Annotated in this window: 25 protein-coding genes; 2 read left to right on the forward strand and 23 right to left on the reverse strand. The window is 58.2% G+C overall.

Annotated features, from left to right (window positions below; translation table 11 throughout):
• Positions 1–79 precede the first annotated feature (79 nt).
• Positions 80–523, forward strand: coding sequence for a GyrI-like domain-containing protein (locus tag MCG44_RS08725; RefSeq protein WP_240287766.1), 444 nt, complete (start codon positions 80–82; stop codon positions 521–523).
• Here MCG44_RS08725 and MCG44_RS08730 read toward each other — a convergent pair.
• The 18 genes from MCG44_RS08730 to ylqF all read right to left on the reverse strand — a co-directional run bounded on the left by MCG44_RS08730 (position 507) and on the right by ylqF (position 18,354).
• Entirely contained in the window at positions 507–1,772 is a 1,266-nt protein-coding gene (locus MCG44_RS08730; RefSeq protein ID WP_318653898.1) for an NAD(P)/FAD-dependent oxidoreductase, read from the reverse strand. The genes MCG44_RS08725 and MCG44_RS08730 overlap by 17 nt on opposite strands.
• Positions 1,769–2,632, reverse strand: a complete 864-nt coding sequence (locus tag MCG44_RS08735; RefSeq protein ID WP_147572251.1) for a MurR/RpiR family transcriptional regulator — start codon at positions 2,630–2,632, stop codon at positions 1,769–1,771. Before MCG44_RS08735 ends, MCG44_RS08730 begins: the two co-directional genes overlap by 4 nt.
• Before the next feature lie 160 nt (positions 2,633–2,792).
• The gene (locus MCG44_RS08740; RefSeq protein WP_147572250.1) at positions 2,793–3,518 is read right to left on the reverse strand and encodes a pseudouridine synthase; all 726 of its coding nucleotides are present in this window, start codon (positions 3,516–3,518) and stop codon (positions 2,793–2,795) included.
• Between the two features lie 19 nt (positions 3,519–3,537).
• Positions 3,538–4,662 (reverse strand): D-alanyl-D-alanine carboxypeptidase family protein, encoded by a 1,125-nt coding sequence (locus tag MCG44_RS08745; protein ID WP_147572249.1) that lies wholly within the window; start codon positions 4,660–4,662, stop codon positions 3,538–3,540.
• Between the two features lie 86 nt (positions 4,663–4,748).
• Positions 4,749–5,171 (reverse strand): GerW family sporulation protein, encoded by a 423-nt coding sequence (locus MCG44_RS08750; RefSeq protein ID WP_240287768.1) that lies wholly within the window; start codon positions 5,169–5,171, stop codon positions 4,749–4,751.
• 4 nt (positions 5,172–5,175) lie between these two features.
• Positions 5,176–5,796, reverse strand: a complete 621-nt coding sequence (locus tag MCG44_RS08755; protein ID WP_147572247.1) for a DUF2953 domain-containing protein — start codon at positions 5,794–5,796, stop codon at positions 5,176–5,178.
• Entirely contained in the window at positions 5,793–6,407 is a 615-nt protein-coding gene (scpB, locus tag MCG44_RS08760) for an SMC-Scp complex subunit ScpB (protein ID WP_147572246.1), read from the reverse strand. Before scpB ends, MCG44_RS08755 begins: the two co-directional genes overlap by 4 nt.
• A 15-nt stretch (positions 6,408–6,422) precedes the next feature.
• Positions 6,423–7,223, reverse strand: a complete 801-nt coding sequence (locus MCG44_RS08765; RefSeq protein WP_147572245.1) for a segregation and condensation protein A — start codon at positions 7,221–7,223, stop codon at positions 6,423–6,425.
• 150 nt (positions 7,224–7,373) lie between these two features.
• On the reverse strand, positions 7,374–7,970 hold the full coding sequence (yihA, locus tag MCG44_RS08770) for a ribosome biogenesis GTP-binding protein YihA/YsxC (RefSeq protein ID WP_147572244.1): 597 nt from the start codon (positions 7,968–7,970) through the stop codon (positions 7,374–7,376).
• 12 nt (positions 7,971–7,982) lie between these two features.
• Positions 7,983–10,403, reverse strand: coding sequence for an endopeptidase La (gene lon / locus MCG44_RS08775; RefSeq protein ID WP_240287770.1), 2,421 nt, complete (start codon positions 10,401–10,403; stop codon positions 7,983–7,985).
• Between the two features lie 86 nt (positions 10,404–10,489).
• Positions 10,490–11,803: an ATP-dependent Clp protease ATP-binding subunit ClpX gene (gene clpX, locus MCG44_RS08780; protein WP_147572242.1), complete on the reverse strand. Its 1,314-nt coding sequence runs from the start codon at positions 11,801–11,803 to the stop codon at positions 10,490–10,492.
• A gap of 59 nt (positions 11,804–11,862) precedes the next feature.
• Positions 11,863–12,444, reverse strand: coding sequence for an ATP-dependent Clp endopeptidase proteolytic subunit ClpP (gene clpP / locus MCG44_RS08785; protein ID WP_147572241.1), 582 nt, complete (start codon positions 12,442–12,444; stop codon positions 11,863–11,865).
• A gap of 209 nt (positions 12,445–12,653) precedes the next feature.
• A complete protein-coding gene (gene tig, locus MCG44_RS08790) occupies positions 12,654–14,048 on the reverse strand; it encodes a trigger factor (protein ID WP_147572240.1) in 1,395 nt (464 codons plus the stop codon).
• A gap of 134 nt (positions 14,049–14,182) precedes the next feature.
• The gene (locus tag MCG44_RS08795) at positions 14,183–14,872 is read right to left on the reverse strand and encodes a metallophosphoesterase (RefSeq protein ID WP_186852511.1); all 690 of its coding nucleotides are present in this window, start codon (positions 14,870–14,872) and stop codon (positions 14,183–14,185) included.
• Positions 14,873–14,876: 4 nt separating this feature from the next.
• Positions 14,877–16,361 (reverse strand): threonine synthase, encoded by a 1,485-nt coding sequence (gene thrC / locus MCG44_RS08800; protein ID WP_240288901.1) that lies wholly within the window; start codon positions 16,359–16,361, stop codon positions 14,877–14,879.
• Between the two features lie 140 nt (positions 16,362–16,501).
• Positions 16,502–16,849, reverse strand: coding sequence for a YraN family protein (locus tag MCG44_RS08805; RefSeq protein WP_240287772.1), 348 nt, complete (start codon positions 16,847–16,849; stop codon positions 16,502–16,504).
• A gap of 17 nt (positions 16,850–16,866) precedes the next feature.
• A complete protein-coding gene (locus MCG44_RS08810) occupies positions 16,867–17,472 on the reverse strand; it encodes a ribonuclease HII (protein WP_240287773.1) in 606 nt (201 codons plus the stop codon).
• Positions 17,473–18,354: a ribosome biogenesis GTPase YlqF gene (gene ylqF, locus MCG44_RS08815; protein WP_240287775.1), complete on the reverse strand. Its 882-nt coding sequence runs from the start codon at positions 18,352–18,354 to the stop codon at positions 17,473–17,475. It lies immediately after the preceding gene.
• A 106-nt stretch (positions 18,355–18,460) separates the two neighbouring features.
• On the opposite strand from ylqF, the gene MCG44_RS08820 reads away from it, so the two are divergent.
• On the forward strand, positions 18,461–19,225 hold the full coding sequence (locus MCG44_RS08820; protein WP_240287777.1) for a TraX family protein: 765 nt from the start codon (positions 18,461–18,463) through the stop codon (positions 19,223–19,225).
• 37 nt (positions 19,226–19,262) lie between these two features.
• On the opposite strand, the gene rplS is transcribed toward MCG44_RS08820, so the two are convergent.
• The 5 genes from rplS to MCG44_RS08845 form a co-directional block, all read right to left on the reverse strand.
• Entirely contained in the window at positions 19,263–19,604 is a 342-nt protein-coding gene (gene rplS, locus MCG44_RS08825; protein WP_147572234.1) for a 50S ribosomal protein L19, read from the reverse strand.
• 153 nt (positions 19,605–19,757) lie between these two features.
• Positions 19,758–21,410 (reverse strand): glucosyltransferase domain-containing protein, encoded by a 1,653-nt coding sequence (locus MCG44_RS08830; protein WP_240287779.1) that lies wholly within the window; start codon positions 21,408–21,410, stop codon positions 19,758–19,760.
• Positions 21,403–22,209 (reverse strand): Nif3-like dinuclear metal center hexameric protein, encoded by an 807-nt coding sequence (locus MCG44_RS08835; protein ID WP_240287781.1) that lies wholly within the window; start codon positions 22,207–22,209, stop codon positions 21,403–21,405. Before MCG44_RS08835 ends, MCG44_RS08830 begins: the two co-directional genes overlap by 8 nt.
• Complete coding sequence (locus MCG44_RS08840) at positions 22,188–22,895, reverse strand: tRNA (adenine(22)-N(1))-methyltransferase (RefSeq protein WP_240287783.1); 708 nt, start codon at positions 22,893–22,895, stop codon at positions 22,188–22,190. Before MCG44_RS08840 ends, MCG44_RS08835 begins: the two co-directional genes overlap by 22 nt.
• The gene (locus MCG44_RS08845; protein WP_186852505.1) at positions 22,892–23,485 is read right to left on the reverse strand and encodes a flavodoxin family protein; all 594 of its coding nucleotides are present in this window, start codon (positions 23,483–23,485) and stop codon (positions 22,892–22,894) included. The genes MCG44_RS08840 and MCG44_RS08845 overlap by 4 nt, the downstream gene beginning before the upstream one ends.
• Positions 23,486–23,517 lie beyond the last annotated feature (32 nt).

Here is a 23,517-nt window from a genome sequence, read left to right on the forward strand (position 1 = left end):
TAAAAAAGTTCTTGAAATTCCTTTTAATTCGGGATACTATACCTAAATCACCGTAATTTTATTGCAATATGGAGGTCCTATGATACAGGAGAGATTTGAGAACATTACCCTGGCATATCAAAGGAGCATCGGCCCATACGGCCAGCACAACCGGCATTTTATGGAGAACTTTAAGCAAACCTTAGACCGGGAGCAGCTATTGGACGCCCAGTCTGTTATTTTTGGCATCGCCCTGGACGATCCCGCCCGTGTGGCGGCAGAAAAGCTCCGATATGATCTGGGTCTGGTCCTCCGCCGGGGACAGTCCACCAGTCTGGAAACAAGGACCTTGGAGGACGGCCTCTATGTCGTCTTTGAAGTGCCCCACACAGAGGCCGACATTCTCTCCTTCTGGAAAGACCTGCCTGTCCTGACCCAGGGCCTGCCGGCCGACTGGAGGCGCCCCATCATCGAGCGGTACGCCGCCCCGATGATCGCCCGGCACCTGTGCGAGATGTGCGTCCCCCTTATCCGGCCCCTATAAACTCCACTGCCCCTTTCCCCGCCGCTCGGCCGGTAGCCCATGCGATCTGGAGGTTGAAGCCGCCGGTATAGGCGTCCACATCCAGCAGCTCCCCGGCAAAAAACAGGCCAGGCACCTTTTTGGACTGCATGGTCTTTGGGTCTACTTCGCCCACCTTGATACCGCCGGAAGTGATGATGGCCTCCTCAATAGGCCGTGGTCCGGACACGGGTACTGTAAAATGTTTCAGCGCTTCCAACAGGCGGCGGCGCTCCTCACGGGTCACATTGTGGGCCTTTTTGTCCCCTGGGATGCCGGCACGCGCCAGCAGGACAGGAATCATCGCCTTTGGGACCAGGCTACCTAATAAATTGCCCATATCTCTGTTGGCGTTTTCCCCCAGCTCCCGCAGCAGGCGGGCATCCAAAACGGACTCGTCCAGTGCTGGCTTTAAGTCGATGGAGCAGACATACTTAACTCTCTCAAAATCCCGCATATGAGCACTGGCTGACAGCACCAGCGGACCGGACAGGCCAAAGTGGGTGAACAAAAGCTCACCCTGCTCACGGTATACTATCTTACCCTTTTGTCCCCGGACCGTCAACTGAACATTTTTTAGAGTCAGTCCCTGCATCTGCCCACAGCAGGAGTCTGGGGACACCAGCGGAACCAGCGAGGGACACGGCTCCACAATGGTGTGGCCCAATGCCTCCGCCATCCGATACCCGTCCCCAGTGGAGCCAGTGGCGGGATAGGAAACGCCTCCCGTAGCAAGGATGACCGCTTTACAGCCAAATCCAGTCCTGCCCTTATCTTTTCTCACTTCCACGGCGCGCACCGCGCCATCCTGAATACAGATTTCAGAAGCCCGCTCATGAATCACCGGAACCTTCAGCCGTTTTAACTCCTGGAATAAGGCGTCGATGATATCCGAAGCCCTATCCGACCGCGGGAATACCCGATTCCCACGCTCCACCTTCAGCTCCACGCCCAGTCCGGTAAAAAATTCCTCTACATTGGCGGGTGTGGTGCGGCTTATAGAGCTGTATAGAAAACGTCCATTCCTGGTCGTGGCGGCTAGTGCCTCCTCCGGCGTACAGTGATTGGTCACATTACACCGGCCCTTGCCAGTGATATACAGTTTCCGGCCCACTTTGGGGTTGCGCTCCAACAGGCAGACCTCTGCCCCCAGACGGGCGGCGGTGATGGCCGCCATCATACCCGCGGCCCCACCGCCCACCACAATCAGATCATAATGGGTACCGCTCACTCCTGCACCTTCTCATAGACGCCGTACTCCTCCCAGATTTTCTCCAGGTCCTCAAAGGTATTGGCCAGGTCGTCATTTTTCTTCCGGCTCACCGCCACCAGCAGGGCGTTAATCAGTGAGAGGGGCGCCACCAGAGAATCGACAAAGGAGGCCATATCACTACGCGCCTTCAGTGTGTAGGTGGAGATGGGCGACAGGGGGGATACCTCGCTGTCTGTAATGGCGATGGTAGTTGCCCCCCGGCTCCGTGCAAAGTTCATCGCCTGAACCGTGCGGCTGGAATACCGGGGAAAGCTGACGCCGATAACCACATCCCCCTCCCCCACTCGTAGGAGGCTCTCAAAGACCTCGCTGGCTGTAGTGGCGGATACCTTGACTACATTATCGAAAATCAAATTGAAATAGAAGGACATGAAGGTTGCCATGGCCGCGCAGGACCGGACACCGATGATGTAGAGCTTCCGGGCAGACACGATGGCGTCAACAGCCTTCTCAAAGCTGTCCCTGTCCAGCTCCTCCAGGGTAAGACGTATCTTCTCGATGTCAGATTGCAGGACCATAGACAGCAGATCCTGGTCGCCCAGCCGATCATTGGTCACCTCAATCCGCTGAACGGATGTCAGCCGGTTACGGATCATCTTTTGCAGCGACCGCTGCATATCCGGGTATCCATCATAGCCCAACTCAGCAGCAAACCGGACCACGGTAGACTCACTCACATTCACCTTCTTGCCCAGCTTGCTGGCTGTCATAAAGGCAGCCTTATCATAGGACTCCAGGATAAAGCTAGCGATCCGCTTCTGTCCCTTGGAAAAGGTATGCATATTCTCCTGTATCAGGGCCAAAATGTCACGATTCATATGGTTCTCATCTCCCGTTTATATAGAAACCCCTCTGATACTATACGTCAGTCAAAGCGTACACGCCTTTCGTGGATTATCATACCCGTTTTCCTGCAAAAATGCAAGCGCTTTTTGCAAGAAATTCATTTTTTCTTGCAAAAAGCGCCGAGCAGCTTGTTCAATTATCTGTAGTTTCTTCTCCCGTCAGCAGGAGCACCTCCTGCTCCGTCAGCCTACGCCATGTTCCGGGGGCCAGTGTCCTGTCCAGGTGCAGCGCCCCCTCCCGAATCCGCTTCAGCCGCAGCACATTGAGTCCTGCCTGGGCACACATCCGGCGCACCTGCCGGTTTTTCCCCTGGTGGATGACGACAGACATCTGGGACACCCCTCCGCTGGTCCGCCCCCGCCGAACTTGGGCGGGAGCCAGCTTCTCCCCGTCCAACACCATTGGGCCGGACAGAATGGGCAGGGCTTTCTCTACATTTCCAGTCACCCAGACCAGATATTCTTTTTCCACCTCGTGGCTGGGATGGAGGAGCCTGTGGGTGATCTCCCCGTTATCGGTCAGAAGGAGCAGCCCTTCCGAATCCAGGTCTAGCCGGCCGATGGGCCACACTCGTGCGCCGCAACCGGACACCAGATCCGCCACGGTCTTTCTCCCCTGCTCGTCAGAGAGGGTGGACACATAGCCACGGGGCTTATTGAGCATCAGGTAGGTCCGTGCTCCCCCGGGGCGCAGCCTTTTGCCATCCACCAGCACCTGATCCCGGTCCAGGTCCGCTCGATCCCCCAGATGGGCTTTCTCTCCATTCACTGTGACCCGTCCAGAGGAAATCCACTCCTCCGCCGTTCTCCGGGAAGCCAGTCCGCAGGAGGATATCAGCTTTTGCAGTCGTTCTTCCATGGTCCGCCTTTCTCTTTCTCTATCTCTCCGAAAGCTGGGCCAACCGGTCCGACAGCCTGTCCCACAGCCCGCGGACCGATACGCTGTCCCGCGGGATATCGGCGCCGGCTACCAGGGGGATATCCGCCACTTCTTCCCCCTTCAAGCGGAACACCACCCTGCCCAAAGGGGCCCCCCTCTCCACCGGAGCGGTCAGAAGTTCCTGGTCCAGCAGAATATCATACTGGAGCTTCTCCCCCTCTGCCAAGGCCACAGAACAATCCTCGGCCGCTGATATGGGACACACTGGGATCAGACTGTCCGCCACCGGGAGCTGACAGACCTGTTCCCCCGCACGTGTCAGTTCCTTCGCACGATAGTGGGAGAAACCCCAGTCAAAGAGACGGGTGTGGTCCGCCCAGTCGTTGGGGTCACTGAGAGTGACGCAGATCAGCGCAGTCCCTTCCCTTCTGGCCGCTGACACCAATGTGCGCCCTGCCTTCTCGGTATATCCTGTCTTCAGTCCAATACAGCCCTCATACTGCCACAACAGCTTATTGTGGTTAGTAAATGTTCTGGTCCCTATGGTGATGGATTTGGTGGACACTATCTGCGCCAAGGTATCATTCTTCAGGCAGGCTTGGGCCAGCAACGCCATATCATAGGCAGAGGAGTAATGCCCCTCCGCGTTGAGCCCATTGGGATTGGCGAAATGGGTATCTGCCATCCCCAGCTCCTGAGCCTTCTGATTCATCCGGTCCACAAACCGCTCCACCGTACCGCCGCAGTATCCGGCTACCGCCAGAGCGGCATCGTTTCCAGAGCGTAGGAGCATCCCGTAGAGCAGCGCCTCCAGACTTACCCGCTCCCCCGCCCGCAGGTAGATGGAGGAGCCCTCAGCCCCGGCCCACTCCCCGGAGATGGTCACTTCTTCTTCCAGCACATGGCCTGATTCCAGGGCCACCAGGGCGGTCATCAGCTTGGTGATGCTGGCGATAAGACGCGGCTCATGGGCGTTCTGCTCATATAGCACCCGCCCGCTCTCTCCATCCATCAGGACTACCGAGGCGGCGGAGGTACCAGGCGCTCCGGAGGCCGCCGCGGCCGCGGCAGGTGCAACAGCCGCTGTCAGCACCGCCAGACACAAACTCATGATCCGTTTCATATCGGTCACCTTCTTCAAAAACATAGGTGACCATAGTATGGCAGTCTAACTTTTTTCGTTGCCCGGAAATTTTTGCGAATTTGGCTTTATTCGGCAAAATCCGCCCGCTCCGCCTCCTGTGCCTTTTTTTCCTGCTGCTTTTCAATAAAGTCCGTTACCTTGTCCACTACCTCGGGCACCGCTTCAATGACCCGGTCCACCGTAGTGGCGGGAGGAGGAGCCACAGGCAGCAGCTTCACGGAGCCTCCCCGGAGGATCAGAAAGGCCACCGGCTCCAGTTTAGCACTGGCTCCGCTACCCCCACCGAAGGCCGGATCGCTGGCTGGCTGCTTTTTGGTAGAAAACTCGGTCCCGCCGCCCGCTATCCCAAAGGACAGCCTAGACACGGGGATCAGGGTAACTCCATCTGCTTGAATAGGGGTGCCAATGATTGTGTTGGCGTCCGCCATGGCCCTCACGTGCTCCATGGTGACGCTCATCAGTTCACTTAGATGGTCCTTTTTTTCCATACCCTCAGGCCGCCTTTCTCACATTCTGCTCTTTTTGTTCCCCACGCGCCGCCATGACAGCCCGCAGAGCTTTTATCCCAAAATACACCGCCAGCCGGCATATCTGCCCCAGCTTCAGGGACAAGGAGGCCCTTCCCCGCAGACTGACGGCAGGAGCCTCCAAATCCAGCCTGACCCTAGCCCGGCCATCTACTATATGGAACCCCTCTACCAGGGGATACCACAGGGCGCCCAGGGCCCCGTTTGCCCATCCATAGGCCATTGCCGCGTCCGCAGGGTCCTGACCGCCTATGGTCAATTCCAGATCCAGGATATCTATTTTCAGCTTCTTCTGAAACTGTCCCGCCGCCTCCAGTGCGATGGGGAGCAGCCTTTTGGCATACTCCAGCCCCCCGCCCTTCACGCGGACAGGTTTTTCTTCTGTCAGGTCCGTTCCCATCTTTTTTCCCCGGACAGGCTTTTCCTTCTTTTTCCGCTTCCAAGGGAGCACTCTGATTCGGACAACCCCTGTTCGCAGCCAGAGGAACAGCCCCTCCTGCTGATAGGACACAACACAGCCCACCCGGACCTGTCCCAGCAGGAGCAGGGCCAGCAGGACGGCGGCCACCGTGAACAGGAGCTTCATGGCCCGTCCTCCGCCGGCAACCCGGCCCCCTGCTCCTCCTCCGCCCTAAGCCTGGCTACCGCCGCCTCCAGCTCCAGGGTCATCTGACTCCCCTCCTGGGAGGAGTCGGGGAGCTCAGGCAGCTCCTCCAGGCTGGACAACCCAAAGGAACGCAGGAAGTTCTTGGTGGTCCGAAACAGGAGCGGCCGTCCGGGGACAGCCAGGCGGCCCGCCTCCTCAATCAGCTCCCGCTCCAGCAACAGCCCCACCGTATAGGAGCTGTCTACCCCCCTCACCTGATCCACATAGGCACGGGTCACCGGCTGATAATAGGCGATAATCGCCAGTACCTCCAGGGCGGGCTGAGACAGGCGGGCCGGCTTGCGGCTCTCCAGCGTCTTTCTGATATAGGGGGCGAACTCCGGCGCGGAGCACAGCTGATAGCTGGTATCCAGCTTGATCAGCCGTATTCCCCGCCGCTCATAGCTGTACTGGTCCATCAGCCGCTGGGCCACAGCGTCCAGGGTGGGCCTGTCCACCTCCAGCCCCAGACACAGCCGCTCCACAGCCACCGGCTCTCCAGAGGCAAAGAGGACACCCTCCAGAGCGGATTCCAATTCCTTCAGTTCCACAGAGCTATCCTCCTCTTAGTAGCTGTCGGCGGTAAACTCCGCCGGCGTCTCCCCCTCCGCCTGGGTGCAGGTGACGGTACAGTCCGACTCGGTACCCGCCAACCTGACCCGGCGCGCTTTGCACAGTTCCAGCACTGCCAGGAAAGTAGCCACCACTTCGGAGCGGCTCCGGTTCCCCTTGAACAGGGCCCGAAAGCGGGTAACGCCGAACTGGAGCAACCGCCGGACGATCTCTCCCGCTTTGTCTGTCACGGGGTAGGGCTCCCGGCCCACGATGCCTTGGAAGGCGGAAACAGGAGGCGGGAGTTTGTTGTCTGTCCGGGACAATACAGCGGTCATAGCCTTCCAAATATCCTCCCTGTCATGGACATAGCGATAGGTCCTGTCCGGCTGGACCGGCTCCGGCACTTTGGTCAGATAGTCCCGCCCATAGTGGAACCTGGTATCCAGCACAGGGATGACTTCCTTGATTTTCAAAAAATTTTCATTTCTCTGATGGGCCTCTAGTGTAGCGATGAGCTGCTCCACCTCGCTGAGTGCCTCTTCATCGTGGATGGACAGGAGCATCCGAGTCTTGATATAGATCAGATGAGAGGCCATTGTGATAAACTCACTGGCCACCTCCAAGTCCAATTCCTTCCGCTTGTTCATCCATTCCAGATACTGGTCCAGGATCAGCGATATCTGAATGTCCTTGATCTCCATCTTATTCTTGCTCAAAAGATGGAGAATCAGGTCCAGCGGGCCCACGAAGTCCTCCATATTTTCTTCCTTGGCCTTCACCACCCCTTCCAGGTGGTAGATGGGTGCTTCCATGGGCTCACCTCTTTTGGGAAAATTGTGTCAGAATATTATACCAGCTATGGAGCCAAAACACAAGGCGTGAACAGCGGTTTCCCAATATAGAGAATAAAGTCTCTCCTGTACAAAGATCCCCGGTATGCCGCAGGGCATACCGGGGATCCTTCAGCTCACTCCGGCGCCGGACAGGATAGCCGACAGCAGTTCCTCCCTGCCGGTCCCCTTCTCAGCCGAAAAGGGGATAACGATGGTCTCCTCGTCCAGCTCCAGGGTTTCCCGGATCCTCTGGAGGTTGGGACCGATCTCGCTCTTTTTCAGCTTATCCAGTTTGTTGGCCACCACTACCATGGGCCGGCCTGTGTCACGGAACCATTGGGCCATGGTACAGTCATCGGCGGTGGGGTTATGCCGGGAGTCTACAATCATCACCCCCAGGGTCATCAGCTCCGGATGGGCGAAGTAGGACTCCATCAGCCGCGCCCACCGGTCTCGTTCACTCTTGGACACCTTGGCGTAGCCATATCCTGGCAGGTCCACCAGGTAGAAGCCCCCATCAATCAAAAAGTAATTAATGTGGATGGTCTTGCCCGGGGCGGCACCCACCCGTGCAAAATTCTTTCGGCCCAACAGCCGGTTGATGACCGAGGACTTACCCACATTAGAACGGCCGGCGAAGGCCACCTGAGGCAGCCCGTCGGTCCGGAAGTCCCTTGCGGAAGCGGCGGACAGGATAAATTCCGCCTTTTGCAGGTTGACAGGCATCCTATCCCCTCCTCACTGGCGCAGCCGGGGACCAGGGGCTCTCTTTGCAGTCCCCAGGACTGGAGCGGACGGCTCCCTCTGCTCCTCCGCGGAGGACAGCGGGTGTGAGAGGGCTGCCGACAGCACCTGGTCTGCCCGCTCTACCAGGATAAACTGGAGAGCCTTCCGTACCGTCTGGTCGATCTCCTCTAAGTCCTTGCCGTTGTCCGCTGGCAGGATGACCGTTTTGATGCCGTTTCGGAAGGCGGCCATCGTTTTCTCCTTCAAACCGCCGATGGGCAGGACACGGCCGCGGAGGGTGACCTCTCCGGTCATGGCGATGCCACGGCGCACCGGGCAGCCAGTCAGGGCGGACACCATGGCGGTAGTGATGGCGATGCCGGCAGAGGGCCCGTCCTTGGGGACGGCTCCCTCCGGGAAGTGGACGTGGATATCCTTCTCCTTATAAAAATCGGCGGGGATCCCCAGCCGGTCTGACTGGCTGCGGATAAAGCTGAGTGCGGCGTAAGCACTCTCCTTCATCACATCTCCCAGATTTCCGGTGAGCTCTACCTTTCCGGCCCCTGGGACCACATTCACCTCCACCTCCAGCAGCTCGCCGCCCACAGAGGTCCAGGCCAGGCCATTGACCACGCCTATCCGCTCTTCCAGGGCCTGCCGCTCGGGGTAGTAGCGTGGGACCCCCAGATACTCCTTGAGATCTTTTTCTGTAATGTGAATCGACTTTACGCCATCTGAAACCACTCTCATTGCGGTTTTGCGGCAGATGGCAGCCAGCATTCGCTCCAGCACCCGAACTCCCGATTCCCGGGTATAGGCTGAGATGATCTCCCGCAGGGCGCTGTCGGATACCTTCAGCTGGCTCTTTTCCAGGCCGTGGCGCTTCATCTCCTTCGGAAGCAGATGCTTTTTCCCAATCTGAACCTTCTCCTCGTCGGTGTAGCTGGACAGCTCGATGACCTCCATCCGATCCAGCAGAGGCCGGGGAATGGTATCCAGAGTATTCGCGGTGGTAATAAACAGGACTTGAGACAGGTCAAAGGGGACCTCCAGGAAGTTATCCCGGAAGGTGGCATTCTGTTCTCCGTCCAACACCTCCAGAAGCGCGGAGGAGGGGTCGCCCCGGTGGTCCCGGCCCAGCTTGTCGATCTCGTCCAACAGGATCAGCGGATTGCAGCTGCCCGCCTGCTGGATTGCGGTGATGATGCGGCCCGGCATGGCTCCCACATAGGTCTTGCGGTGCCCCCGAATCTCCGCCTCATCGCTGACGCCGCCCAGGGAGAGACGGGCCAGCTTCCGGTTCATAGCCTTTGCCATAGACATGGCGATGGAGGTCTTGCCCACTCCGGGCGGGCCCACCAGGCAGAGTACCTGTCCTTTCAACGCCGGGGCCAGCTGCTTGACTGCCACAAATTCCAGGATGCGCTCCTTCACCTTATCCAGGCCGTAGTGCTCCTGGTCCAGCACCCGGCGGACAGCCGGGACGCTGATCTTCTCCTTGGTGTATTTTCCCCAAGGCAGCTCCAAACATACGTCCAGATAGCTGCGCAGAACAGTGGCCTCCGAGGATCCGAAGGGCTGCTTGGTCAGCCGGTTCAGCTCCTTGGTCAACTTCTCCCGCACCTCATCAGGCAGGGCGGCCTTGGCGATCTTCTGACGGTACTCCTCGAACTCGTCGGCCCCATCACCCTCTCCAAGCTCGTTCTGGATGGCCTTCATCTGCTCCCTGAGGTAGTAATCCCGCTGCTGGTCGGACATCTGCTCTCTGGCTTTGCTCTGTATCTCGTTGTCCAGAGCCAGTATCTCCACCTCCCGGTCCAGCAGCCGATGCAGCTTCTCCAGGCGGCGCAGGGGCCGCCGCTCCTCCAGGATGGTCTGCTTGTCGCTGTTTCGCATGGGGATGTTTTGGGCGATATAGTCAGAGATATAGCCTGGGTCCTGGCTGGCCAATACATGGATCAGCAGGTCTGGAGATACCTTAGGGGCCAGCTCCGTATACCGCTGAAAGAGCTCGTAGGTGGAGCGCATTAGGGCTTCGGTCCGGGCGCTTGTTCCAGTCCGCTCCTCCTCTGGCAGTTCCAGTATCTCCCCCTCCAGATAGGGCTCGGTCCGCAGGAGGCGGAGCAGCTTGCCTCTGGCCTGCCCCTCTACCATAACCCGGACATTGTCTCCTGGCATACGGAGGATCTGGCGTACATTGGAGATGGTTCCTACCACGTACAGGTCGCGCTGGTCCGGCACCTCCACGGAGATATCCTTTTGGGCCACCAGAAACACAGGGCTGCCGGTCGTCATAGCAGTTTCCAAGGATTTGATGGAGATATCCCTGGCCACATCAAAATGGATCAGCACATTGGGGAAGATGGTCAGCCCCCGCAGAGCGATGACCGGCATAGTGCTGGTGTGGAGGATATCCTTCTGTGTGGTCGTCATGTGGTCACTTCCTCTCTGGTCGATATAGCGAAATGCCCCGGGGCCCGCCGATCCGGGGGCTCCGCGGGGCATTCAAGATTTCTCTTTTATCCGGCGTTGGTGCCGGGGACACCGCCGCGCTCGGCCTTAAGCGCCGCTTTCCCCAGACGGGGACGGCGGCAGCGTTCCGGGTCATAGGTCAATTCAGCCGGAGCACCATCCTGCACGGTAGCGGCGGTAATGGTTACCTTCACGATGGTTGGGTCAGAGGGCACGTCGTACATAACCTTGGTCATGATCTCCTCCAGCACCGCGCGGAGGCCGCGAGCACCGATGCCCCGCTTTACTGCCACGTCGGCCACCGCCTCCAGGGCCTCCCGGCTGAAGTCCAGCTCCACCTGGTCGTATTCCAATAGCTTCTGGTACTGCTTGACCAGGGCATTTTTGGGCTCCGTCAAGATCTGGACCATCTGGTCCCGGTCCAGAGACTGAAGGGTAGTGATGACAGGCAGGCGGCCTACCAACTCCGGGATGATGCCGAATTTCAGCAGGTCGTGGGGCTGGACCTCGGCCATCAACTGGCCCACGTTGCGCTCCTTCCTGCTCTGGATCTCCGCCCCAAAGCCAAGGGTTCGCTTATCCAGGCGGTTCTCAATGATCTTGTCGATGCCGTCAAAGGCGCCACCGCAGATAAAGAGAATGTTCTTGGTATCAATCTGGATAAACTCCTGGTGGGGATGTTTCCGTCCGCCCTGTGGGGGGACATTAGCCACGGTACCCTCCAGAATCTTCAGCAGGGCCTGCTGCACCCCTTCGCCGGACACGTCCCTGGTAATAGACGTATTCTCGCTTTTGCGGGCGATCTTATCCATCTCGTCGATGTAGATGATGCCCCGCTCCGCCAGCTCGATGTCGTAGTCGGCCGCCTGAACCAGACGCAGCAGGATGTTCTCCACATCGTCACCCACATAGCCCGCCTCAGTCAGTGTGGTGGCGTCAGCGATGGCAAATGGGACCTTCAGCACTCGAGCCAGTGTCTGGGCAAACAGAGTCTTCCCGCAGCCGGTGGGACCCATGAGCAGAATATTGCTCTTTTGAAGCTCCACATCCTCCGCCCCGCCGAAGTAGATGCGTTTATAATGGTTATACACGGCCACAGAGAGGGCCACTTTGGCCTTCTCCTGTCCAATAATATACTGGTCCAGAACAGCGTGTATTTCCTTTGGGGTGGGGATTACATCGGGGATATCGCTGTCTAAGGCATCCTGGATGGGGTCGTTGTCCTCGTCCAGAATCCCCATACACAGTTGGACACACTCGTTGCAGATATAGGCCCCAGGCCCGGCAATGATCCGGCGGACCTGGTCCTGATGCTTTCCGCAGAAGGAACAGCGGATGCTTTTTTCATCATTTCGCGCCATTGGTACACCTCATAAACTCTATGGTGGGAAATCGGGGCTGACCCTGAGCGTTCTCCAGGTCAGCGCTTATCGATGACCTTATCGATCAGGCCATACTCCATGGCCTCCTGAGCGGTCATAAAGTTGTCCCGCTCACAGTCCGCGGTGACCACTTCAATGGGTTTGCCGGTATTCTCCGCCAGAATGCGGTTCATCCGGCTCTTGACTACCTCCAGCCGCTTCAGGTGGATGGCCATATCGGTGATCTGGCCTTGGGTCCCGGCGGAGGGCTGGTGGATCATGATCTCAGCGTTAGGCAGAGCCAGCCGCTTACCCTTGGCTCCAGCAGCCAGCAGGAAGGCGCCCATAGAGGCTGCCAGCCCCACGCAGATGGTGGACACATCGCACTTGATATACTGCATGGTGTCATAGATGGCCATTCCGGCGGTAACAGAGCCACCGGGGCTGTTGATATAGAACTGGATATCCTTATCCGGGTCCTGGGCCTCCAGATACAGCAGTTGAGCCACCACCAGGGAGGCTGTGGTGTCATTGACCTCCTCTGACAGCATGATAATACGGTCGTTGAGCAGGCGGGAGAAGATGTCATAGGACCGCTCGCCGCGGTTGGTCTGCTCTACTACATAAGGAACTAAACTCATAATCACATACTCCTTCTTTTGGGACGGTGATACCAGAGTATACCCGTCCAGCCGGAAAATGATTCCTCCGGCCCACCAGAGAAAAAGGGACGATCTCAGGAGCGGGCGGCGTGCCGCCCTGCTCCATGGCCTCACCGGCGCCTTGTTACTCCACGTCTGCAAAAATATGGACACGCCCGGAGCGGTTCCCCACCCCGGACGTGACAGCATCACTCAGCCTTGGGCTCCTCGGTCTTCTTTTTGCGGGCGCGCTTAGGCTTCTCCTCGGCAGGGGCTTCCTCAGCAGCTGCCTCGGCGGCCTCCGTCTTCTTGGCAGCAGCCTTCTTCTTGGCCTTTCCAGCCTTGGCCTCAGCAATGACCAGACTGCTGGCCTTCTTCAGCCGCAGGTCCTTTTTCAGGTCCTCGGCGGGAACCGCTGCCTTCACCTGCTCAACCTTCAGGCCGTACTGTTCAGCCAGACGGCTGAACTCAGCCTCCAGCTCCTCCTCAGTGACCTCCAGCTTCTCGGCGTCGGCCACGGCGGTAAGGGCCAGCTCAGTCTGCACCTGCTTCAGGGCGGCGGGACGTGCGGAGGTGCGCAGCATCTCCGGGCTCATCCCCATCATCTTCATATAATCGTCCATGGAGATGCCCTGACCCTGGAGGCGCATGGCGTAGTCGTCCATCAGGCGGTCCACCTGGACCTCCACCATGCCGTCCGGGATCTCGCACTCCATATCCTCCACCAGCTGATCCATCACGGCGTTCTCAAAGTCAGCCTGAGCCTGCTGCTGGCGGCGCTGGGTGACCTTCTCCTTCAGGTCGGCCCGGAAGGCCTCCAGCGTTTCAAACTCGGACACATCCTTGGCAAACTCATCATCAACGGCGGGGGCCTGGGACTCCTTGACCTCGTTGACCTTCACATGGAATACCACAGCCTTGCCGGCCAGATCCGCATGGTAGTCCTCCGGGAAGGTGATATCCAGGTCCTTCTCCTCGCCGGCCTTCATGCCGATAATCTGCTCCTCAAAGCCGGGAACAAAGGCGCCGGAGCCCAGCTTCAGGTCGTAGTTCTCGCCCTTGCCTCCCTCAAAGGGGGTGCCGTTGTCAAAGCCCTCAAAGTCGATGACGGCAGTGTCGCCCTTCTTGGCCTTGCGCTTGACGCTGACCAGGCGGGTCGCCCGCTCGACAAAGGGCTTCATCTCCTCGTCGACGTCCTTCTCGGTAATCTTGGGCTCCTCCTTAGGGGCAGTGATGCCCTTGTAAGTACCCAGCTTGACCTCGGGTCGGACAGAAACCAGAGCCTTGAAGGTAAAGCCCTCCTTACCCACCTCAACGATCTCCATCTTTGGATAGCCTACATCGTCCAGCCCCTGTTCCTTGACAGCCTCCTCATAAGCGGAGGGGTAGACGTCGTTGATAGCATCCTCATAGAATACGCCAGCGCCGTACATCCCCTCGATGATCTTGCGGGGGGCCTTGCCCTTGCGGAAGCCGGGGACGGAGATAGAGCCGCGGCTCTTTAGATAGGCCTTCTGAACGGCGGCCTCGAACTGGGCGGCGTCGATCTGGATGGTCAGCTCGACGGTGCTTTTCTCTTTCTTCTCAACACTGGTGACCTTCATTTGTTTACTTCCTCCTGTGGGCGCATCTCCATCCCAAAGGGGGAAAGAACAGCGCCTTTTTACTTTCGCCACGATATTTTACCAGATATCTCTCTGTTTGACCAGAGGATTTTTAAGAATTTTCCATGAATTTTTCAATCTTCCACCAACTTTTCCGGTCGAAACCCCAAATAATCCGCCGAAACCAGGTGGTACTCAATGCCGCCATGCTTTCCAGAGGCCGCCAGACGGTGGCTTCCGCCGTGGAGGTGGCCATAGTAGCAGCGGGTAACGCCATACCGCTCCATCAGGTCGATGATCTCCTGGCAGCGATAACCCTGATAGAGAGGGGGGTAGTGGAGAAAGCAGAATTTTTCCTTCTCCCCCCCGGCCTTCAGGGACGCCTCCAGCCGAATCAGCTCCCGGTTGAAAATCTTGGTGCCGTGCCCCTCCCTGTCCTCCTCATAAAACCATCCCCTGGTCCCGCACAGGGCGATGTCCCCATAGAAATGGCAGTTATTGTGGAGCAGATGGAAGGTGGTAAATCCATTTTCCTGGAAGAACCGCTCCATTTTGGCGGCGGTATTCCACCAGTAGTCGTGATTGCCCTTCATCAGCAGTTTCTTCCCAGGCAGGGCGTTTAGAAAAGCGAAGTCCTCCCTCGCCTCCTCCAATCCCATGGCCCAGGATAGGTCGCCGCACAAGACCACCGTGTCCTCCGGGCGGATCTGTGAGAAGCCCTCTTTCAACTTATCCACATACCCCGTCCAGCCCCCGCCAAAAACATCCATAGGCTTTCCGCTGGAGAGGGATAAATGGGTATCTCCAATGGCATACAGGGCCATGGGCTCACACCAGCATGGACAGCACCGCGTCCACCATATTCTCTTTCTCCACCGTCCTCGTAAAGCGAATTTCCTTGTTACGCAGAGAGGACAACGGAGCGGGAGCGGGCAGTCCGGTCTTGGCGGACAACTGGTCCAGAGCGTCCAGCCCCTGTTCCACTTCCGTCACCCCCAGGGCTCCCAGCACATTGTCGCAGAACTTGAAGGGACTGGCAGTGGACACCACCACACAGGGGGTATCATCTCCGCTCTCCTTCCGATACTGGTCCAGGGCAGAGAAGGCCACGGCGGTGTGTGGATCGATGAGATAATCGTGCTGACGGTACACCTCACCAATGACACGCTGCGTTTCCCGGTCATCACAGCAGTAACCTTGGAAGAGCTTCTGCAGCCGCTCCAGAATGGGCTTGCGAACCTCATACCGGCCGCTGGTGTTCAACTGCTCCATATATTGCTTGACCTCCTGGGTGTCCTGGGTCAAAGCAAACAGGAGACGCTCCAGGTTACTGGAAATCAGGATGTCCATGGAGGGGGACATAGTATTGTGAAATGGACGCTTGCGGTCGTACACGCCGGTACGGATGAAGTCAGTCAGGACGTTGTTGCTGTTGGAGGCGCAAATCAGTTTGCCGATGGGCACTCCCATCTCTTTGGCATAGTAGGCGGCCAGGATATTGCCAAAATTGCCGGTTGGCACGCAGACATTGATGGTCTGGCCCGGAGCAATCTTCTCATCCCGCATCAGGTCGCAGTAGGCGGAGATGTAGTAGACGATCTGGGGCAGAACACGGCCCCAGTTGATGGAGTTGGCGGAGGAGAAGAAAAATCCCCGGTCCGCTAGAGTTCTGCGCAGTTCCCCATCGGAAAACAGCCGCTTGACGCCGCTCTGAGCGTCATCAAAGTTGCCTCGCACCGCGGTCACCCCCACGTTATTCCCCTCCTGGGTGACCATCTGGAGCTCCTGTACCTGGGACACGCCGTCCCTTGGATAGAACACCATGATGCGGGTATGGGGTACATCCTTAAAGCCCTCCAGGGCTCCCTTGCCTGTATCGCCGGAGGTGGCCACCAGGATGCAGACAGTCTTTTCCTCCTCCCTCTTGGTCAAAGAGGCAGTGAGCAGGTGGGGCAGCATCTGGAGCGCCATATCTTTGAAGGCACAGGTAGGGCCATGCCACAGCTCCAGGCAGTGGGTATTCCCATCCAGAGAGCGCACAGGGGCGACTGCCGGGGTGTCAAACTTCTCCGGGCCATAGGCGGCCGCCGCGAAGTCGGTCAGCTCCTTAACGGAGAACTCCTCCAGAAATTGCTTCATGATGTAAACCGCCCGGTGCTGGTAGGACATGGACTTTAAGTCCTCCAGGGCTTTACCGGGCAGCTTGGGGATGTAGAAGGGGGTCATCAGGCCCCCTTCTGGAGCCAACCCCTGGATAATGGCCTGGGAGGCCATATAAGAGGTACTTACATCTCTTGTGCTGACATATTGCATCTTGATCATTCCCATCTTGATTCACAAAGTCAAAAACGGTATTACCTGCCATCCGACAGGACCACTGTGCTCTATTATGACAGTTTCCCGGTCCCAGGTCAAGTTCTGAGGAAAGAAAAACCGAGAGAAATGTGGATGGCCTAAAAGGCGTTTTCCACTCTAGAAATCTGGGGGCGGCACGTTTCCGTCCCCTGAGGGGCATAGATCTCCACCACATCAAAACGGGGCTGGAGCTGTGTGGGGTTTTCGGCTAGGTAGAGCTGGGCGGCCAGACGCAGCTTCTCCTGCTTCCGGCTATCCACAAAGGCACCGGCACGAGCAAAGCTGCCACTCTTGCGCAGCTTTACCTCCACAAAACACAGGAAGTTCCCCTCCCGTGCGATCAGGTCTATCTCCCCTTGGCGGCATCTCCAGCCAGCGGCCAGGATCCGGCAGCCACGTTCCCGCAGCCATTGAGCCGCCAAGGCCTCCCCCCATCGGCCCAGCAATCTGCTCTCCTGTCCGCTCATAGGCTTTTCAAAAATGTGCGGCGGTGGATTGGACTGGGGCCATACCGCCGCAGCAGCTCATAGTGCAGCTTGGTACCATAGCCCTTGTGCTGGTCAAATCTGTATTGGGGATACCGCTCCGCCATCTCCAGCATGAAGCGGTCCCGGCTCACCTTGGCCAGCACAGAGGCGGCGGCGACAGAGGCCGACAGGCTGTCCCCCTTCACGATACAGCGGTGGGGCACGGTGATGGAGGAGGTCCGCCCCCTGTCCCGGTTGCCGTCGATCAACGCAAAGTCAGGGTGGACAGGCAGTCCATCGATGGCAAGCTGCATAGCCCTCATTCGGGCGCTTAGGATATCCGTAGCGTCTATCTCGTCGGCATCCACCCAGGCGACCGCGCAGGCCAGAGCCTGCTCCTGAATAAAGGGAAACAGGGACTCCCGCTTCTTTGCCGTCAATTTTTTTGAGTCGTCTAGCCCAGGGACATCCAGACCCAAAGGCAGGATAACGGCGGCGGCGTACACCGGCCCGGCCAGCGGTCCGGCCCCCGCCTCATCGCAGCCACAAACCAGCCCGTATCCAGCCGCCAGCGCCTCTCTCTCATAGGTATAGCGGTCCATTCACATTTCCCTTTCCGGCGCTTCCAGTGTGAAGCGTCCCAGCTTGCCAGCCCTGTATTCATCCAGAAGGACACGAGCCATCCGCTCGGTATCCAGCCCCCCCCCGGAAATCCGCATCCCCCGCTTCTGTGCGCAGGTCTCCAGCAGTCGGTAGCCATAGGCCACGTCATTTTCCTCCCCATCCCGCGGGGGCAGAGCGGCCAGCTTATAGCCGGCCATCAGGGCGTCGGGATAGCGGTGAGCCAGCAGGGTCATCAGATGACAGCCCAGGGTCTCTACATCCATGATATCGTCCTTCACCGCTCCAGTAAAGGCCAGATGGAGCCCGGTCTGTTCGTCGTCAAATTTGGGCCATAGGATCCCCGGAGTATCCAGAAGGTCCAGGGACTGATCCACATTAACCCACTGCTTGCCTCGGGTGACTCCAGGCCGATCACCCGCCTTGGCTGACTTTTTTTTCGCTACCTTGTTGATAAAGGTAGACTTGCCCACGTTGGGTACTCCGACCACCATAGCCCGGACTGGGCGACCCACTTGGCCCTTCTCCCGCCACTTGGCGATCTGCTCCTTCAGCGCCCCTTGCACGACCGCAGAAAACTGGTTGACGCCCCGGCCGGACTTGGCGTCTGTTTCCAGTACGCTGTACCCCTCTCCTTTGAAGCAAGCGGTCCACAGCCCAGTCATGGACGGGTCAGCCTGGTCCGCCCGGTTCAGGACAATCAGCCTGGGCTTCCCGGCGCAGATGGCGTCAATGTCCGGGTTTCGGCTGGACACCGGGATGCGGGCGTCGGTTATCTCTACCACAATATCAACATACTTCAGGTCAGCCTCGATCTGCCGACGGGTCTTGGTCATGTGACCAGGATACCATTGAATATTCATATGGGACACCTCCCAAAATTTCAGAAATTTGAAAGAAAGACAACCAAAAATTTGTAAGATTTCCATGTTATTCTCTTCCTCGAAACATATTCTGGAGGAAGATAATATGAGCTTTTTTACTCTTAAACTCGTGGCCCTGCTGTCCATGCTGTTCGACCATGTAACCAGTGTCTGGCCAGTATCCTGGTTTGTCTGGGACCTCTTTTTTCCCCACGCCACAGAAACGCCCCATATCGCGCTGGCTATACAGTCCCTTACGGATTATATCGGCCGCATCGCAGCCCCAGTGTTTCTGTTTTTCATTGCCAATGGCTACCGATACACCCATAGCGTCAAGCAGTATGCTCTGCGGCTGTTGGTCTTTGCCTGTTTGTCCGAGTGGCCTTATTACCTCTTATTTGGGATGCATGGGAACATCATATTCACACTTTTTTGGGGCCTAATCACCCTGTGGCTCTTTGAGCATGGTAATCGACTGCATCCTTGGCTGGGATGGACCTTGGCGGCGGCCGTCATTCTGGTAGCGGAGGTCCTGGCGCTGGCGGAGGGAACGGGCCGGTACCTCATCTTGATCCTTGCCTTTTATCTGACTGACCACTGGAGCGTAAGTCGAAAATTCCTGCTGTTCCTCTTTCTTCTGCCCGTGACCCGTTACGCTCTGACTTGGGATCTCCTCTCCCAAGCCGCCGCCGGTACATTGACCTGGCGCTGGATACACCTATGGGCGGTCAACACCATCGGTCCTCTCCTTGGAGTAGCTCTCACCTTCCGCTACAATGGCAAAAAAGGCCTCACCTTTCCGGTGGGTAAATATCTGTGGTATTTCTTCTACCCCGCCCACCTGCTAATTTTAGCGCTGATAGCCGGATAGAAAAAAGGAGCGGCACAAACCGCTCCTTTTTTGTGGATCACAGGGCCTCTTTGATCTTCGCAGCCTTGCCCACGCGGTTGCGCAGGTAGTACAGCTTGGCGCGGCGGACCTTACCGTGGCGGACCACCTCAATCTTCTCGACAGAGGGGGCGTGGACAGGAAATACCTTCTCCACACCGACGCCATAAGAGATACGGCGGACGGTAAAGCTCTCCTCGATGCCGCCGTGCTTCTTGGCGATGACGGTACCCTCGAACACCTGGATACGCTCACGGTTGCCCTCCTTGACCTTCAGGTGGACACGGACAGTGTCGCCGATGGCCACGACGGGGGGTTCAGCCTTCTTGTACTTCTCGGTAAAAGCCTGCATTAGATCCATATTACATTTCCTCCTGTTATATAGGCGTTCATGCCGGCTTTTCTGGCGCACACACGATTAGAGCGCCGCCGCAGAGGACCACCCGTTTTCAGACTAAGGAATCATATCACAATTTTCAGTGGATTGCAAGGACTTTTTCCCCTTTTTTACAAATCAGGACAGCTGTTCCGGCCGGAAAAAGTATCCGACACCGTCCTCCTCCCGCACCACACCCAGAAGCCGCCCCTCCTGGTCATAGATGGAGCACTCCGTCTCTCCCTCTTTCTCCAGCACCGCCGGTATCAGCTCCGCCCCGTCAAAGTAATAGAGGTGGTCAAAGGTATCCGGCCGGTTGGAGGCCGCGTTCCACTGGCGGTACATGGGATCGGTGGGCAGAGGTGTGACATTCCAGGAGCGCGAACCGTCCAGACTGGTCATCAGGCCCTGAAAGGCCCAGGCGCTCTCGGTGCAGCCATGGATGTGCTCATGATAATAATAGGTCTGGTTTGACAGATATGTAGGCTCTACCGCCAAGATGCCGACCCGGCCGTTGTCCTCCGGCTCCAGATCCTGTTGCAGGGCCTGGACGGTCATCTGGCCAATATACTGGTCTGTTTCCCAGGTCTGGCGATAATCGTGGATATCAGCGGCCCCAGCCCAGCAGAATATCAGCGCGGCCAGGGTAGCCAGCACCGCCGGCCCCTGCTTGCGGCCGGGGAGCCTGGACCAGAGGGCCATTACCGCGGTATCGCACACCAGAGCCAGCCCAGCAAAGGAGGTGACGGCTCCACGGAATGAGAACCAGGGATTTGCCAGCACAAAAAAGATACTGATGGGCGCCAGGAAGAGAAGTACCCCTGCCACAATCGCAAGCCAGGGGGACAGTGTTCCCCGCCCCGCCTCCTTCTTTGGAAAGAGGCGCCAGCACAGCACAGCTAACGCCGCCGTGAGGAACGCCCAGAACAGCAGCTGTCCGGAGAGGATCCACTGGAAAACGCGGGCCAGTCCCTGAAACAGCGTGGCCCCCATCCCTTCCACAAAGACAGACCGCATCTGGTCCAACACCTCTGGCAAAAAGGTATCCCACCAGTAAGGGGTGTTGACCGTGACCATTTCCGTCCGTCCGCTGTACACCCCATCGGAGGCCAGCAGCGCAGTCATCTCCAGGTAAAGCTTCATGGCGGGCAGGCCCCACAGGGACAGGAGCGCCCGCTTCCACCTCCTCCAGTCCCGGATTATCTCTAAAATAGCCATGCCTACGATAAGAGCTACGGAAAAAACACCGGATTGCTCGTAAAACCCATAGGGCAGTAACTGGAGGAAAAGGAAAGACAACGCCCAATACCAACGTCCCGTGTCCATCCACCGCAAAAAGGCCTCCGCCGCCAGTACCGCCATCAGCAGGCCGCACACCACCCGAGTGGACGCGGACATCCAATAGGTCCCCTCCACACCCAAGGGCAGAAGGGTCATTACCACCAGAAAAAGAGGACCAATAGAAAAGTACCGGCTCAACTGCCGTTTGAGCAGTACGGCGCTCACAGCCAGCGCAAGGGAGATCATCGCTACACCCAGGATCATATAGTCGTACATAGAGCCCCAGATAAAGTAGTCCGCCAGCCCCGCCAGCGGTCGTGAGGCCAGGAGCCCCATCGATGTCTGGAGCTCCCAGAAACTTTCAGACAGAGCGTAGTTGTGGTACTGGATGTAGTCGTCCAGCTGGGGCCAGTACTGGACGCCAAAAGCACAGGCCCTGGCCATCAGGAGAAGGAAGATCGCCAGCACTTCTTTCCCCATCTCATGGCGAGCGGACCGCATGTCAGACATTCCCATAGACCTCCCTGTGTCCGCTGGACAGCCGGACCTCCATGTGTGGGAATCGCTTCTCTAGGAACTGGACCAGTTGGGGACAGACCACCTGCTCCGTGGCGTAGTGGCCCGCGTCCATCAGATTAATCCCCAGAGCCTTCGCCTCTAAAAACACATCATATTTTACATCGGCGGTCACAAAAGTGTCGCACCCCGCAGCCAGAACTTCTGACAGCATGGACCCGCAGGAGCCTCCGCCCACCGCCACCTTATTCACCGGCACTCCACCATCCACATAGCGGACTGACGCGGCACCCAGTCGTTCCTTTACAAAAGCGGCGTACTGGCACGCATCCAGCCCCTCCTGATGGGCCCGGCCCACCCTGCCGATTCCGTAAGGACGACCCTGACAGTCTGTTCCGTCCTGGTGGAGCATCGCTGTGTCCACCAACGCCAGCCTGTGGGCCAGCACGTCGTTGACTCCCCCCTGGGCCGCGTCCAAATTGGTGTGGGCGCAGATGGCGGCGATACCCAGCTCTGCCAGCCGAAGCAGGGTCCGTCCCAAAGGTGAGGCGTCCGTAATCGTTTTTACCGGATGGAAGATGACTGGATGGTGGGACACGACCAACTGCGCGCCCCATAGCCCGGACTCCTCCACCACTTGTTCCGTGATGTCCAGCGCTACAAGGACACGGCTCACTGGCCGCTCCCCCCTGCCCACCAAAAAGCCGGCGTTGTCAAAGTCCATCTGTGTTTCAAAGGGCGCCCAGCCGTCCAGGGCCCGGTAGACCTCCATCACATCTGCCACTCTTGCCACTCCCTTTTCATCTCCAGCAGTCCCGCCCGGACCCGCTCCAGTTCTACACGCCGGTGGGCCGCCCGGTCCTCCCTGGCCTGTCCCATCCCAGACAGGGCCCTCTCTACCCGCTTCAGCCACTGGTCCAGCCACTTCCCCCGCAAGGGATGGGGGCTGTTCCTCCCCACCCAGCGTTCAGCGTCAGTCATTGGACCCATCTCGCCCGCCCTGACTGCCATAGCTGTATAAAGTGTATCTCCTTCACAGGAAAGCTCCTCCGCCTCAATCCGGTAGCCGTGGGTCCCCAGCCACCCCCTCAGGTCCGCCATAGACGACATGGGCTGAAGGACCAATAGGGTCCCCATGTCCCGTGTCCAGGGAGCAGCGGCCAGGATGGCGGCAATCGTTTCTCCCCCCATCCCCGCGATGGCTACGGCGTCCGCCTCTCTCGGCGAGATTTCCGCCAGACCGTCACACAGGCAGAACTTGACTTTTCCCTCCAAGCCGAATTCCTCTACGGTAGCTCTGGCCCGATTCAAGGGACCGGGTCGCAGGTCAGCGGCGATGGCCCCTCTGATCTTTCCCTCCAGCAGAAGAACGGCGGGCAGGTAGGCGTGGTCTGTGCCCACGTCAACCAGAACGACATCTCTGGGGAGCAAATCAGCCACCATCCGCAGCCGCGGTGTCAATTGAATCGTTCTGCTCATACTTCCTCCATCCGGATGGATAAGTAGATGGCCTGGGCAAAGTCTCGGACTCCAGACTCCTTTTCCTCATCCATGAAAGGCACAGATTTCCCCAGATCCCGGCGGCAGAACATCCCCAGATACTCCGCCTTCCCGTGCTTGCACCAGCGGCGCAGGCCCTCCTCCCAGAGGTCGGCCCCCCGATCCGGCCGGTATCCGCAGGTAACGATGGAGGCCACCCGTTTGCCGTTCAGCAGGGCTGCCCCTTTCGTCCTACCATAGTTCTTATTGCCCGCGTAGATGGCCCGGTCCAACAGAGCCTTCATAGGCGCGGTGCAGAAAAAGGCATAGACAGGGGTCGCCAGCACGATCACGTCGCAGTCCTCCATCTCCTGAAATATCTGGGCAAAATCGTCCTTCTGAACACAGCCCAGACTGTCAGGTACATCCTGGCAGGCCATACAGCCCAGGCAGGGCCCTACCTTTTTATCATACAGGTGGATACACTGGGTCTGTATGCCCAGGAAACGGCACTCCTCCAGAAAGGGCGCCAGCAAAGCAGCGGTGTTGCCCTGGGACCTGGGGCTACCCATCAATATGGTAAATTTCATCTCTGTTCCCCCTGACCAGAAAAAAACGGGGA

This window comes from Lawsonibacter sp. OA9, assembly GCF_022440585.1.